General features: G+C 55.8%; 11 protein-coding genes and 2 tRNA genes. All 13 read left to right on the forward strand.

The genetic code is table 11. The features are described from left to right. Window positions 1-57 precede the first annotated feature (57 nt). The 13 genes from GURA_RS03360 (at window position 58) to GURA_RS03420 (ending at window position 13,909) form a co-directional block, all read left to right on the forward strand. Window positions 58-1,362, forward strand: coding sequence for an ATP phosphoribosyltransferase regulatory subunit (locus GURA_RS03360; RefSeq protein WP_407639330.1), 1,305 nt, complete (start codon window positions 58-60; stop codon window positions 1,360-1,362). A gap of 10 nt (window positions 1,363-1,372) precedes the next feature. Next, window positions 1,373-2,668 carry an adenylosuccinate synthase gene (locus GURA_RS03365; RefSeq protein ID WP_011937598.1) on the forward strand — a complete coding sequence of 432 codons (1,296 nt, stop codon included), beginning with the start codon at window positions 1,373-1,375 and terminating at the stop codon, window positions 2,666-2,668. Between the two features lie 79 nt (window positions 2,669-2,747). Further along, window positions 2,748-2,823: transfer RNA gene (locus GURA_RS03370), tRNA-Lys, on the forward strand. A 1-nt stretch (window position 2,824) separates the two neighbouring features. Next, window positions 2,825-2,902: transfer RNA gene (locus GURA_RS03375), tRNA-Glu, on the forward strand. Window positions 2,903-3,390: 488 nt separating this feature from the next. Next, complete coding sequence (hcp, locus tag GURA_RS03380; RefSeq protein ID WP_041245252.1) at window positions 3,391-5,103, forward strand: hydroxylamine reductase; 1,713 nt, start codon at window positions 3,391-3,393, stop codon at window positions 5,101-5,103. Between the two features lie 100 nt (window positions 5,104-5,203). Then, entirely contained in the window at window positions 5,204-5,668 is a 465-nt protein-coding gene (nrfH, locus tag GURA_RS03385) for a cytochrome c nitrite reductase small subunit (RefSeq protein ID WP_011937600.1), read from the forward strand. A 28-nt stretch (window positions 5,669-5,696) separates the two neighbouring features. Next, window positions 5,697-7,151: an ammonia-forming cytochrome c nitrite reductase subunit c552 gene (locus tag GURA_RS03390; RefSeq protein ID WP_011937601.1), complete on the forward strand. Its 1,455-nt coding sequence runs from the start codon at window positions 5,697-5,699 to the stop codon at window positions 7,149-7,151. Between the two features lie 174 nt (window positions 7,152-7,325). Then, a complete protein-coding gene (locus GURA_RS03395) occupies window positions 7,326-7,850 on the forward strand; it encodes an HPP family protein (RefSeq protein ID WP_011937602.1) in 525 nt (174 codons plus the stop codon). A 160-nt stretch (window positions 7,851-8,010) separates the two neighbouring features. Further along, window positions 8,011-8,835, forward strand: a complete 825-nt coding sequence (locus GURA_RS03400) for a hypothetical protein (protein ID WP_011937603.1) — start codon at window positions 8,011-8,013, stop codon at window positions 8,833-8,835. Between the two features lie 312 nt (window positions 8,836-9,147). Beyond that, entirely contained in the window at window positions 9,148-11,253 is a 2,106-nt protein-coding gene (locus GURA_RS03405; protein WP_011937604.1) for a CHASE2 domain-containing protein, read from the forward strand. Continuing rightward, window positions 11,250-11,720 carry an SH3 domain-containing protein gene (locus GURA_RS03410; RefSeq protein WP_011937605.1) on the forward strand — a complete coding sequence of 157 codons (471 nt, stop codon included), beginning with the start codon at window positions 11,250-11,252 and terminating at the stop codon, window positions 11,718-11,720. Before GURA_RS03405 ends, GURA_RS03410 begins: the two co-directional genes overlap by 4 nt. Further along, window positions 11,717-12,583, forward strand: coding sequence for a M48 family metalloprotease (locus GURA_RS03415; RefSeq protein WP_011937606.1), 867 nt, complete (start codon window positions 11,717-11,719; stop codon window positions 12,581-12,583). The genes GURA_RS03410 and GURA_RS03415 overlap by 4 nt, the downstream gene beginning before the upstream one ends. 51 nt (window positions 12,584-12,634) lie before the next feature. Further along, window positions 12,635-13,909 carry a M48 family metallopeptidase gene (locus tag GURA_RS03420; protein WP_011937607.1) on the forward strand — a complete coding sequence of 425 codons (1,275 nt, stop codon included), beginning with the start codon at window positions 12,635-12,637 and terminating at the stop codon, window positions 13,907-13,909. The last annotated feature ends 12 nt before the right edge of the window (window positions 13,910-13,921 follow it).

A 13,921-nucleotide genomic window follows, 5' to 3' on the forward strand; every position in this document is an offset into this window, starting at 1 on the left:
TTCTGTTTGGCGCATTTGCAACGATAACTAAAATACACTTTTATCTTGGGCACGGCATTGATAAATCCATCCTGCATAGAAGCTCCACTGCCAAAAGGCGTGACAGATTTTCTCCCGGAAAAGGCGGATAAAATTGCCTATATCGAAGGGAAGATCAGCCGGGTTTTTGACCTGTGGGGATTCAGGCGCATCATTACTCCCCTGCTCGAATTCCAGGACGTCATTTCCATGGGGATGGGGGAGGATCTCAAGGCAAAGACGTTCCGCTTTGACGACCGTCAGACCGGCAGGCTGCTCGCCATTCCTCCCGATATCACCCCACAGATTGCCCGCATAGTAGCCACAAGGATGCACGGCTATCCGCTTCCCCATCGCATTTCCTATAACGGCAGGGTACTGCGTCACGCGGAGATTCAGTCCGGGCGGAGCCGTGAGGTATTTCAGTCCGGAGTGGAGCTGATCGGCCTGAGCTCGCCGGAAGCGGATGCGGAAATGGTGGCGATGGCGGTTGAGGTGCTGCAGGGGCTCGGTTTTGATAACTTCAAGATCGACCTGGGGCAGGTCGATTTTTTCCGCGGCATCATGCTCGCATCAGGTTTGGCGCCTGCTGTCCAGAACCTTCTGCAGGAGGCCATAGCCAAGAAAGACTCATCGGCAGTGCGGGAGATACTGGAAAAAGAGCCGGTCGCAGATGCGATTAAGGAAGAGATTGCCGCCTTGCCGAGACTTTACGGCGGCCGCGAAGTGCTTGCCGTAGCCGAGCGGGTTGCCGGCAATGACCGCTCGAAGAAGGCACTCGACAATATTGCACAAGTGCTGGAAATCCTCGACATATACGGAGTGACCGACTATCTGACCATCGACCTCGGCGAGATTCGCGGGCTTGATTATCATACCGGCGTGACATTCGAGGGCTTTGTCGGCGGTTTGGGAGAAGCGGTTTGCGGCGGTGGACGTTATGACGACCTGACCGCAAAATATGGCTTCCCGGCGCCCGCCACAGGTTTTGCTTTCAATATCCTCGCGCTTCTGAACGCCCTTGGCAAACGCCCCGAAGTGGAGGCAAGCAAAACGCGGGACTTCTTGCTTTTCAATCTCAAGGAAGACCGCCGTGAAGTGCTGGAAATAGCACAACGCCTGCGTGCCAGAGGATTTACCACGGCCAGGGACATCATCCACAGGGATTTCGATAATTCACTGGCTTATGCAAAGCGGATGAATATCAAGCAGATGCTTGTTATTGGCGGCGACTATTGCGCGGACGACGAGGTTTACGTGGTCCGGGTTGCAGATAAGATTGGGGTAGCAGTAAAAAAGATCGACCTCTTCAGGGAAGATTATTCGTTGAAATTCGAGCAGTAAGGAGACGGTAATGGCTAACGTCGTGGTAGTAGGCGCCCAATGGGGCGACGAGGGAAAAGGGAAGGTTGTCGACATCTATACTGAGTTTGCGGATGACGTTGTCCGCTACCAGGGGGGTAACAATGCCGGCCATACCCTGGTCGTGGGGGATGAGAAGATAGTCCTGCATTTGATCCCCTCCGGGATTCTACACCAGGGTAAGCGATGTATAATCGGCAATGGTGTTGTGCTCGACCCGGAAGTTTTTATCCGCGAGATCACCAATTTAAAGGCTAAGGGCAAGTTCCAGGATGATGGCGTGTTGCTCCTCTCCGAGTCGCTGCATATCATCATGCCTTACCACAAGCGGATTGACATCGCCCGGGAAGCCAATAGCGGCGCCAAAAAGATCGGTACGACTGGTCGCGGGATCGGACCTGCCTATGAGGATAAGATCGGACGGCGCGGCATTCGCCTCATGGACCTCCTGGATAAGCAGGTTTTCAGCCGCAAGTTGAAGGAATTTCTGGAGGAGAAGAACTTTATTCTCGAGAAGCTGTTGGGAGAAAGACCCTTCACCTTTGAAGAAATATTCGACGAATACAGCGCATACGCGGACACGCTTCGCAATTATGTCGCCGATACGACCCTCGTGCTGCACCAGGACCTTAAGGCCGGGAAAAAGCTTCTGTTCGAGGGGGCGCAGGGGACGCTTCTCGATGTGGACCATGGCACCTATCCCTATGTCACCTCATCCTCTACCTGTGCCGGCGGCGCATGTACGGGAACAGGCGCAAGCCCGAGGGATATCAATGAAATTATCGGCATTTCCAAGGCTTATGTCACACGGGTCGGCAGTGGTCCGTTCCCGACCGAACTGGAAGATGCCGATGGCGAGAAGCTGCGCCATACAGGGGGAGAGTTCGGTGCAACTACGGGCCGTCCCCGTCGTTGCGGCTGGTTTGATGCCCTGGTTATTAAATATGCGGTGCGAGTCAACGGCTTGACCGGGATCGCCCTTACCAAGCTCGATGTTCTCAGCGATTTTGAATCCATCAAGATTTGCACCGGGTATTCATATAACGACAAGTTCCTGAATGAACTTCCCGCCAACCTCGATGTGTTTGAAAAGTGCCGGCCCGTTTACGAAGAGATGCCGGGATGGCAATCGGATATAACAGGCGTCAGGTCCTTCGAAGAACTGCCGGAAAAGGCGAAAAACTATGTAAAGAGGCTGGAAGAGCTTGCTGGGTGCCCCATTGTACTTGTTTCGGTTGGCCCTCGACGCGACGAGACGATAATGTTGAAAAATCCTTTTGAGGCTTGAAAAAATATTTTGTAAAAAAAGCTTGACCATCGTAAAAAGATTTGATATAAGTTTGTTCTTTCCTGACGCCAGCAGAAATGAGCCGCTAGCTCAGTCGGTAGAGCACCTGACTTTTAATCAGGTGGTCGTTGGTTCGACCCCAACGCGGCTCACCATGTCCCCTTCGTCTAGCCCGGCCCAGGACACCGCCCTTTCACGGCGGCGACACCGGTTCAAATCCGGTAGGGGACGCCAAAAATGACAGCCCTTCCGCACCATGCGGAAGGGCTTTTTTTGTCTCACGGTCCAACGACGGTCCCACCGTTTACTTTGGTCCTTTCCGGCGTTTCCACCCATCAACAACGACCTCGAAAATACAAATCTCGGCAATTTCCCTTTCCCATCAAAATTCTGCGTAGCATAAAGACTGACGGCTTTTTGTGCGAGCTCGAAAATGCGCAAGTCGCTCGGGTTGCCTGCGCTTGCATTCTTCAAACCGTTCACCGCTGCTTTTTCACTGACGCAACAATCGTTGGCTGGTTTTGCCGATCCTCTCGCTTACTCATATTTGTAAAGATAAAAAGCGAAGTGAACAAACAATTCGCTTTATTGACTTTGATCAAGGTTTCGCCGTTTCAATAACGGTAAGGTGACATCATCACCGGGGCGCACAGAGATGATGAACTCTGAAGCTCAAAAACCAATGAACAGCCCTTCCGGCAGGCCGGGGAGGGTAGGAGAGAATGATGAAAAAGATTATGCAATGGTTCGGTTTTTCCACATCTGCTGCAAACACCAACAAAACAACAAAGGAGGAAGTAATGTCGAACATGTTCTGTTACCAGTGTGAACAGGCCGCCAACGGCGGCTGCACCAAAGTCGGGGTCTGCGGCAAGCAGCCGGACGTGGCCGCCCTGCAGGACCAACTCGTCTATGCCATGAAGGGGATCGCCTATTGGGCCGACAAAGCCCGGACAAAGGGAGCCAAGGATCAGGAGATCGACCGCTTCATGCTCGACGGCCTCTTTACCACCGTCACCAACGTGGATTTCAGCGCCGACGAGATCGCCAAGCTGGTCCGCCAGGCGGCCGGACTCCGCGACAAGGCCCAGGCCCTTTTTGAATCGGCCAATGGCGGCCCAAACGCCGGCAGCGTCCCCGAGGCGGCCCGCCCTTTTGCCCCCGGCACCACGGCCGAACTGGCGACTCTCGGAGCAAGGCACGGGGTGAAAGATGACAGCATCGACCCTGACGTGAAGTCGGTCCAGGAGATCCTCGTTTATGGTATGAAAGGTTATGCTGCTTACGCCCACCACGCCTTGGTGATCGGCCTGGAAAACGATGATATCTACGCCTTCACCCATAAGGCCCTTGCCGCCACTCTCGACAAGAACCTGGGACTGATGGACTTCGTCACCCTCGCCATGGAGTGCGGCAGGATTAACCTGGTGACCATGGAACTGCTCAACAAGGCCAACACCGACAGCTACGGTCACCCGGTCCCAACCCCTGTACAGCTCGGCACCAGGGCGGGCAAGGCCATCCTCGTCTCGGGCCACGACCTGCGCATGCTGGAGGAACTGCTGAAGCAGACCGAGGGGACCGGCGTCAATGTCTATACCCACGGCGAGATGCTCCCCGCCCACGGCTATCCGGGCCTGAAGAAGTACTCCCACCTGGCGGGCAATTTCGGCGGCGCTTGGCAGGATCAGGCCAAGGAATTTGCCAACTTTCCCGGCGCCATCATCTTCAATACCAACTGCATCCAGCGTCCGGCCGAAAGTTACAAGGACCGCCTCTTCACCTGGGGCCTGGTGCAGTGGCCCGACGTCAAGAATATTGAAGGCTGGGACTTTTCCCAGGTAATCAGGAAAGCCCGGGAACTCCCCGGTTTTCCGGAGAACCCCGGCAAGGAGATCCTGACCGGCTTCGGCCACAACGCAGTGCTCGGCGTTGCCGACAAGGTGATTGCAGCGGTCAAGGCCGGCCAGATCCGCCATTTCTTCCTGATAGGCGGCTGCGACGGCGCCAAGAGCGGCCGCAACTACTACACCGAGTTTGCCGAGAAGGTACCGAAGGACTGCGTCATCCTCACTCTGGCCTGTGGCAAGTACCGCTTCAACAAACTCGATTTCGGCGACATCGGCGGCATTCCGCGCCTGCTCGATATCGGCCAGTGCAACGATGCCTACTCGGCGATCCAGATCGCCGTGGCCCTGGCTGGCGCCTTTGAGTGCGGGGTGAATGACCTGCCGCTGTCGATGATCCTCTCCTGGTATGAACAGAAGGCGGTAGCGATCCTTCTGACCCTGCTCCACCTGGGAATCAAGAACATCAAGCTCGGTCCGACGCTGCCGGCCTTCATCACCCCCAATGTTCTCAACTTTCTGGTGGAGAACTTCAACATCGCGCCGATCGCCACTGCTGAAGAGGATCTCAAACAAATCCTCGGCTAAAGACTATCACGGCATTATGAGGAGGCGGGGGGCACAGCCCCCCGCTTTTTTAGTATGTAATCTGCGAAAAAAATGGCTAGCGCCGGCAACAGGAGAAACCATGCAGCTCCGCATCACTAAAAGTCTCGTTTTGACAATCCTTTCGACTGTCTTGGGAGGACTTGCAATAGCGGCATTCATGCTTGTCGGCCCACCCAAGCTCCTTGCAAAATCAGAGTCCCCTGATTTCTGCGCGAGCTGCCACGTGATGGGGGAAGAGCACGCCGCCTGGCGTCATGCCGGCGCACACCGGCGCATCAGATGCGTCGACTGTCACCTCCCCAACGGCAACCCGGTTGCACACTACGTCTGGAAATCCATCGACGGAATGAAAGACGTCATCTCGTTCAATACGGGGCTCGTTCCCGAAACAATCATGCTTTCCCCACATGGTGAAAAGGTTGTCCAGGCAAACTGTATCAGGTGTCACGAGGCAACCGTAGCCCGAATGGATACGACCCGGACGTGCTGGGGGTGTCACCGCCGGCTGCGCCACCGGCTGACCGGTACCATTTCTTTCCGCTAATAGTCGCAAAATCGAAAGGAGAAGAAACATGCAAATGAAATTCGTGAAAATCCTCGCTTTGCCGGTACTCCTGATTGCCATCGCCCTCTGGTTCGGTTGCGCGCCGAAAAAGGTGGAGCGGGTGAAGACGGCAGAAATCGCCGATGGGACTGTCGATCCGGCCCAGTGGGGGAAGGTGTATCCTGTCGAATATGATCTCTGGAAAAAAACCGGTGAGCCGACCCCGGCAGGCAAAAGCAGGTACAAACGCGGCTACGATGAGGGTGAGGCCCGTCCGGACAAGCTCGACGAGTTCCCCTTTTTGGCGCTTCTCTATAACGGCTGGGCATTCGGCACAGAATACAAGGAGCCGCGGGGGCATTTCTTTATGGTGCAGGACCAGCTGGAGGTGGATCCGGGGCGAATAAAGGCGGGAGGTTCTTGCCTCACTTGCAAGACCCCATACGCACCGGTTCTCCAGAAGCAGATGGGACGGGACTACTTCGCCAAGCCCTATACCGAGGTGCATGAGAAGATTCCCGATGAGCACCAGACCCTTGGCGTATCCTGCATTGACTGCCATAACAACAGGGACATGTCGCTCAAAATCTCTCGAGGCTTTACCCTCGGCAAGGCACTGGAGACGATCGGCGTCGAAGAAAGGAAGCTGACCCAGCAGGACATGCGGACCCTGGTCTGCGCCCAGTGTCATGTCACGTACAGCATAACCAAAGATGCCCAAATGAAGTCGACGGACGTCTTCTTCCCCTGGGAGGGAGGCACGATGGGTAACATCACCATTGAAAACATCATAAAGAAGCTGCGAAGCAACCCGCCGAGCAGGGAGTGGACCCAGAGCGTCACAGGCTTCCGACTGGCCTTCATCCGGCATCCGGAGTTCGAGCTCTTCTCCAACAATAGCGTCCACTGGAATGCCGGGGTCGCCTGTTCCGACTGTCACATGCCCTACACCAAGGTGGGGAGCCAGAAGGTGTCGGACCACCGGGTCATGAGCCCGCTCAAGAATGATCTGAAGGCATGCCAGCAGTGCCATGCCGAGAGCCCGGAATGGCTGCGCAACCAGGTCTTCGCCATCCAGGACCGGACCATGTCTCTCTTTATCCGATCCGGTTATGCCACAGCCACGGTGGCCAAGCTCTTCGAAATGGCGAACAGAGCCGAGACCGGTGGAAAACGGATCGACAGGACGCTCTATGACCAGGCGAAGAACCATTACGAGGAAGCCTTCTACAGGGTGATCTACATCGGCGCCGAGAACTCGGTCGGCTTCCACAACCCGACCGAGGCAATGCGCATCCTGGGCGATGCGGCCAGCCAGGCGGGAAAGGCGGAAGGACTTCTGCGCCAGGCCCTTGCCAAGGCCGGGATAGCAGTGCCGGTGAAGGTCGACCTGGAGCTGGCGAAGTATGTCAACAACCGGGGAGCGAAGAAGCTCATGTTCAAACCCGAGCACGAAATCAAGGACCCTCTGGCAACCAGGTAGTAATAGCCAAATGGGGGCGAGGATTTTCATCGCCCCCGAATTGATGTAACTATTCAGCATATCCTGATAAACCAGTCGGTTCCTTCGCTGTGCTGAATAGTTACCCATTGATTAAGAAAGAACTTCCGACTTGCCCTATCTTTGGAAAACCCGGTAGGGATGGAGACCAGCCAGATGAGAAACAGGCTTGCACGCATGCCCGGCAAGATGAAAGGGCAATTCAGGGGAAATCACTCAAAGTTATCATTGAAGTACGCGGTATGGGGATTGGTCAGCGGAACGTTATCGATCCTCGCCATACTGGCGGTAACCAAAATGGCGGGATATCCGCTCCTCATCGGCTCTTTCGGCGCATCTGCGGTTCTTCTCTTCGGTGCTTCCGATTCGCCGTTGGCCCAACCGAGAAATCTGATCGGTGGCCATCTCGTCTCGGCCGTGGCGGCCGTTATTATCGTGGCACTGGGGGGATCCGGTTCATACGCAATCGCCTTTGCGGTGGGGCTTGCCATCTTCCTCATGTACATCACCCATACCGTTCATCCTCCCGGCGGCGCAACCGCTCTGATCGGCGTGCAGGGACACGCGGGCTATGCCTATGTCCTACTTCCGGTCTTCGCCGGGGCGCTCATTCTTTTGATCGTCGCCCTTTTCACCAACAACTTAGTCCACCATCGGCAGTACCCGAAACACTGGCTCTGACACTTTCGGGGCTTCCTGACGGGACGACATGCCTTCCAAGGGACGCCGAACATTAACGAGCTTGTTTATTTTCAGCAAAAGATGTAATCTTTTTACACCGATGTCCATTTGCCCATGCTGCTTGAGGCAGGTGGCATAATAAATTTTCAGAGGGTATTTCATGAAAACTACAGCAAAGATTTCGACCATGTTTCTGGTTCTCACGCTGCCGGCTGCCGGGTACTATGTGAATATTGCTTCCGCCATGCCCGGGATGAGCGATGCCTCGGCAAGCCCTGCGGTGGCAACCACTGAAAAAGCGACACAGGGTATGCCGCAAGGGCATCAGTCCATGCAACCGGCGGAGCAAGCCGGCGCGAAAATAACCGGCAAGGTTGTGGAAACCATGAGCAGTGGCGGTTACACGTATGCGCTCCTGGAGAACAAGGGGGTAAAGACCTGGGTTGCGATGCCGGAAACAACGGTGGCTGTCGGGCAGGAGCTGGCGTTTGACGGTGGCAGTGAGATGTGGAATTTTAAAAGCAAATCTCTCGGCCGCACCTTCGAGAAGATAATGTTCTGTAACGCTCCCTTGAAAAATGTCGGTGGCGAAGAAGATGGTAAAATGGCAGGAAAGGTTTCCGTCGGCAGTGAAATGGCGGTGACCGTGACGAACGAGAAAATCAAGGTGGAAAAGGCGACCGGCGAGAACGCTTATACGGTGGCAGAGGTTTATGCGAACAAGGCCGGTCTCGATAACAAGCGGGTTGTCGTCAGAGGCAAGGTCGTCAAGGTCTCCTCGGGGATCATGGACAAAAACTGGATTCACGTGCAGGACGGCAGTGGCGATGCCAAAACCAAAACGAACAACCTGGTGGTGACCTCGCAGGATGTGCCGAAGGTGGGCGATGTTGTGACGGTGACCGGCACCCTTTACAAGGACAAGGATTTCGGCGGTGGCTACAAGTATGGCGTGATTGTCGAAGAAGCGACCATCAAGCCATAGGAGCCTGTCGGACTTAGGAATGAATCTACTGCGAGAATGGCAAATCGGTCCATATCTCTGGAAATTTTCGACGAATAGGTCCACTATTAGCTCTCAAATTTCCGGAAATCTGTCCTCGATTTTCCATCCTCTCGCTACGATTCCCTAAGTCGGACAAGGCTCCTGGCCGTGGTTGTCATGTTTTTGATAAAAAAGCCCCCTTCTCTGGCAGGGGGCTTTTTTATGCCCTGAATTCAGACAAATCGGCCGGCCCCGTTGAATAGGGGCGATATTTAGATATCATCTAGATGTTCACCAGCATGGAGGCAGCAGATGGCCGTCACCGGCACGCAGTTGCGTAAAATACTGATCATCACGATCGTGGCGTTCGCAGTGTCACTCGGGTTGTTTCTCTCCGGGGTGCTCTCCCCGTTTGAGCTCAAGGTCTACGACCTGTTTTCCCGTCGGCTGAATCCGGTCAAAAGCGCAGGGGACATTGTGATTGTTCAGGTCGACCAGCAGAGCATCGACGCCTTGAGCAGCGAGAACATCACCTGGCCCTGGCCGAGGCAGATATATGCGCCGCTCCTCGATTATCTGGCGGAAGCCGACGCTGTGTTCATCGATATCCTTTTCACCGAGCCATCTTCCTACGGAGAGGAAGACGATATGGTATTCGCCGATGCCGTTAAAAAGGCTGGAAACGTCTACCTGCCGCTCTTTCTTTCCGGGAACAAAAGGGATATGACGGCTGAAGAGCTGGCGTACCTGAAAAAGACCTCCATGCCCGATGCCTTGTCGGCGCGGCTTGCCTATGAATCCGCAATTACCAATATCGACCGGCTGCGAAACGCGGCACACGGCGCCGGTAATGTCATGATAAAGCCGGATCCGGACGGGGTGTACCGCCGAGCGCCTCTTTCCTTCAGGTTCCGGGATATGACGATCCCCCATTTCGTTCTCGGTTATCTCCTGGAGAAGGAGGCGGTTGCGGTCCGGGACAGACGTCTCGTTGCCGGGAACACCCCTTTACCGCTCATGGACGATTCACTACTCCTCCGGTACTACAGCGGTGAGCAGCCGTTTCCCGTCATCTCCGCTGCCGCTCTGTTCAAGGCTTCGCTGGATGACCAGGCGGGAAAAAAGCCGGCAATCCAGAAGGGATACTTCAAGGGAAAGAAGGTCTTCATCGGTTTGACCGCAGCCGGACTCTACGACATGAAGCCGACCTCCATATCGCCCGTCTCCACCGGCGTAATGATCCACGCCACAACCCTTGATACCCTGCTCCACAGGCATTTCATAACGCCGGTGCCGGCTTATGTTCCTATCGCCTTGATGCTTATCCTTTCGCTTGCAGTCTGCTGGTTCGTTTTCACCCATCATGCACTCGGTCCCAACCTGTCGTTCTTTGCCGCGGCGTCGGTGTTTACCCTTGGACTTCCCGCCTCTCTCTTCAAGAACGGCATATATGTGCAGACCATACCGCCTGTTGCGGCGCTGATCGTTGCCGTAATATCCGCGGTCGCGTACAGTTACGCCACGGAAGGGAAAGAGCGCCGCTTTGTGCGGCGTGCATTTGCCCAGTACATGGATGAGACCATCGTTCAATATCTCCTGAAGAATCCGGATCTCATCAAGCCCGGCGGGCAACGCCGGCGGGTATCGGTGTTTTTTGCCGATATTGCGGGCTTTACCACCCTCGCTGAAAAGCTCCCTCCCGAAGCGACGGCGAAGATCCTCCACACCGCGCTCAACGCCTTCAGCGAAGTGATAATCCGCAATCACGGGGTTATCGACAAATACATCGGCGATTGCATCATGGCTTTCTGGGGAGCCCCCCTGGAGACGGAGCATGATGAGATAAACGCCTGCCGCGCCGCGCTCCAGTGCCAGGAAACGCTGGCCGAGGTGAATCGCGGCCTGGCGGCAGAAGGTTTGACGCAGATCGCCATCCGCATCGGCATCCATTCCGGCGAGGCGATTGTCGGCAATCTCGGCAGCGACCGGCTCTTCGACTACACGGCCATCGGCGATACGGTCAATCTCGCTTCCCGTCTGGAGTCGGCGAACAAGCATTTCAAGACCAGGGTCATGGTCAGTGAGGATACATTCAACAGGACCGAAGGGCTCTTCCCGGCACGGGAACTGGGGCTGATCGAGGTGAAGGGGAAGTCCCTGCCGATCAGGATTTATGAGCTGATGGCGGCCGTGGAGAGGACCGAAGCCGAAGTGAAAACCTTTATTGATGGCTATCAGCGGGCTTATGAACTGTTCATGGAGAAAAAGTGGGGGGAAGCTGCGGAAGCGTTCGGCCGCTTCCTCGACGCCTACCCCGGCGACGGGCCGGCAGTTTATTACAGGGCCTGGTGCGAGACTCTCAAGGAAAATCCACCATTGACTAATAACTGGAATGTGATAAAAATGACGGAGAAATGAGAACCCATACAGCCATCATAATCGTTATCCTTTTCCTCCTGGTCCCCGCCCTTTCCCCGGCCGCCGATTCGGCGCGGGTCGTTGTCCGGGAGAACGCAATCAGGGGGCAGTGCCGGTTTTTTGCCCCGGTCAAGGCGAAGATCCGTTACAACGATCTGCTCACCATTATCTCCAGGAGCGGCGACTGGTACAAGGTCAGCTTCAAGGGGGTCAATGGCTGCGTCCACAAGAGCGCTATCGAGGAAAAGAGCTTCAAGCTGGGCGGCGGATTTGCCCCCGGGGGACAGGCCCCATCCAGGGACGAGGTGTCTCTTGCCGGAAAGGGCTTTAACCCCCAAGTGGAGGCTTCCTACAAGGGGAGTCATCCAGAGCTTGATTTCCGCTCCGTCGATGAGATCGAGCATTACCAGGTAAGCAGCGATGCCCTCACTGAATTCCTGAAGGACGGAGGTCTCAGCGAGCCATGACCAGGAACTTGTTATGCGCCTGCCTTGCGGGTCTTCTCCTCCTTTCGTCGGGGTGCAAAATCCAGGACTTGACCCCGGAACAGATCGGCATGATCTCCAGGTCGCTTACTACCACGCTTAAGGCGGCCAGGCCCATCAGCGACGAGGAAGAGTATTATGTCGGGCGTGCAGTGGCGGCCCGCATTCTCACGACGAACCACCTGGTGAACAACAAGAAGCTGACCGATTATGTCAACCTGGTGGGGCAGTCGGTAGCCATCCACTCAGAGAAGCCGTTCACCTACGGCGGTTATCATTTTGCCGTTCTCGACAGCAGCGACATCAATGCCTTTGCCTGCCCCGGCGGCATTATCTTCATTACCCGCGGCATGGTGAATGCCGTAAAGAACGAGGACGAACTGGCGGCCGTTCTTGCCCATGAAGTTGGGCACATCAACCACCGCGACGGCATCAGCGCCATATCACAGTCGCGCTGGACCGAGGCGCTGACCGTCATTGGCACTGATGCGGCCAAGACCTATGGTTCGCAGGATGTCGCCAAACTGGCAGGGCTTTTCGAGGGGTCAATCGACGACGTTTTCAAGACCCTTGTGGTCAACGGCTACGGCCGGTCACAGGAGTACGCCGCTGACCAGGCATCACTGCACTATCTGGCCGCAACCGGCTATGAACCCCGGGCATTGAAAGACTTCCTCGATCGGATCGTGAAACAGAATAAGGGCGCGGAGGGGGGAATAATGAAGACCCACCCTGCGACCAGCGACAGGATTGAGAATGTGTTGACCAACATGCCCGAACAGAAGGGCGATCCGGCGCTGGTTCAACTGCGCAACCGACGATTCGCAGCTGCCGTCGGCAAGTGAAGTGCCCACGAAATGAGAACTTAAATCCCATCTTCCGACCCATGGAATGCCATGACCCTCACCGTTTTAATCTGTTATCTGCTCGTCACCGCGGTCGGGTATTATCTCCGCTTCCTTAATCTGCAGCACCTCAAGCTGCATGGCACCGAGATCCCCGCCGGTTTTGAGGATGCCATCGACGCCGATACCCTGGTAAAAACCTCCGCGTACACCATTGAACAGAGCCGCCTCGGGCTTGTGGAGTCGCTTTTCGACAACGTCATGCTCCTGCTGTTCCTCTTCGGCGGCCTGCTTGTTTTCTATGACCGCTGGATTACTTCCCTCAGCGGCTCCTTTGTCTGGAGCGGCGTGCTGTTTTTCCTAATTCTGACGCTTATTCAGACCGTTTTGGATATCCCGTTCAGCCTCTACGGGACCTTCCGCATAGAAAACCGTTTCGGCTTCAATACCATGACAACGCGGCTCTGGCTTTCCGACCTGGGGAAATCCACGGCTATTTCGGCTGTCATCCTGACTTTAATGATCGCAGGCGCGTTTTCCCTGGTGCGCTGGAGTCCCGGTTTCTGGTGGCTCTGGGTCTGGGGGTTCTTTGCGGTGGTTTCCATCTTTTTCATGTACGTTTCTCCATACCTGATCGAGCCGCTTTTTTACAAGTTCGAGCCGGTTAAGGATGCGGAGCTGGAGCAGGGGATCCGGCGGCTCATGGAGAAGGCCGGCCTTCACGTCAGCCGGGTCATGCAGATGGATGCCTCACGGCGGAGCCGCCATTCCAATGCCTATTTTACCGGCATCGGCAGGGTTAAGCGGATCGTGCTTTACGACACGCTGCTGACGCAAATGAACCGGCAGGAGATAATTACCATACTTGCCCATGAGGTCGGGCACTGGAAAAAGGGGCATGTGTGGAAGCTCCTGGTCATGACCGAGATCGGGGGACTGCTCGGCTTCTATGCGGCTTTCAGGCTTCTGCAATGGGGCGGCCTGCCGGGTGTGCTCGGTTTGCCCCACGCATCGTTTCCCGCCCAACTGGTGATCCTCGGTTTTATCAGTTCGCTGCTCATGTTTCCTTTCACGGCGCTTTCCAGCTGGCTTTCGCGCAGGCATGAATGGCAGGCGGACCGCTTTGCCGAGGAACTCTCCGGCACGCCTGGCGCTCTGGCAACGGCGCTCGTCAAGCTCAACCGGGAAAACCTCGGCAATCTGCACCCCCACCCGCTCTACGCCAAGTTTTATTATTCCCATCCGCCGGTCGTCGAAAGGGTGCAGCGGTTGCGGAAAGCCGCCCTGGCGGCGGATGTCGGATCGGCCAATGAAGCCGAAGAGTGATCCGGTTTCTTG

This window comes from Geotalea uraniireducens Rf4 (genome assembly GCF_000016745.1).
GTDB classification, from domain to species: domain Bacteria; phylum Desulfobacterota; class Desulfuromonadia; order Geobacterales; family Geobacteraceae; genus Geotalea; species Geotalea uraniireducens.

What these genes read in the sequence shown, in the direction of transcription:
- GURA_RS03405 (WP_011937604.1), top strand. Translation starts at nt 9,148, where the DNA reads ATGGCCGTCACCGGCACGCAGTTGCGTAAAATACTGATCATCACGATC.
- GURA_RS03390 (WP_011937601.1), top strand. Translation starts at nt 5,697, where the DNA reads ATGCAAATGAAATTCGTGAAAATCCTCGCTTTGCCGGTACTCCTGATT.
- GURA_RS03420 (WP_011937607.1), top strand. Translation starts at nt 12,635, where the DNA reads ATGACCCTCACCGTTTTAATCTGTTATCTGCTCGTCACCGCGGTCGGG.
- GURA_RS03415 (WP_011937606.1), top strand. Translation starts at nt 11,717, where the DNA reads ATGACCAGGAACTTGTTATGCGCCTGCCTTGCGGGTCTTCTCCTCCTT.
- GURA_RS03365 (WP_011937598.1), top strand. Translation starts at nt 1,373, where the DNA reads ATGGCTAACGTCGTGGTAGTAGGCGCCCAATGGGGCGACGAGGGAAAA.
- hcp (WP_041245252.1), top strand. Translation starts at nt 3,391, where the DNA reads ATGATGAAAAAGATTATGCAATGGTTCGGTTTTTCCACATCTGCTGCA.
- GURA_RS03400 (WP_011937603.1), top strand. Translation starts at nt 8,011, where the DNA reads ATGAAAACTACAGCAAAGATTTCGACCATGTTTCTGGTTCTCACGCTG.
- GURA_RS03395 (WP_011937602.1), top strand. Translation starts at nt 7,326, where the DNA reads ATGAGAAACAGGCTTGCACGCATGCCCGGCAAGATGAAAGGGCAATTC.
- nrfH (WP_011937600.1), top strand. Translation starts at nt 5,204, where the DNA reads ATGCAGCTCCGCATCACTAAAAGTCTCGTTTTGACAATCCTTTCGACT.
- GURA_RS03410 (WP_011937605.1), top strand. Translation starts at nt 11,250, where the DNA reads ATGAGAACCCATACAGCCATCATAATCGTTATCCTTTTCCTCCTGGTC.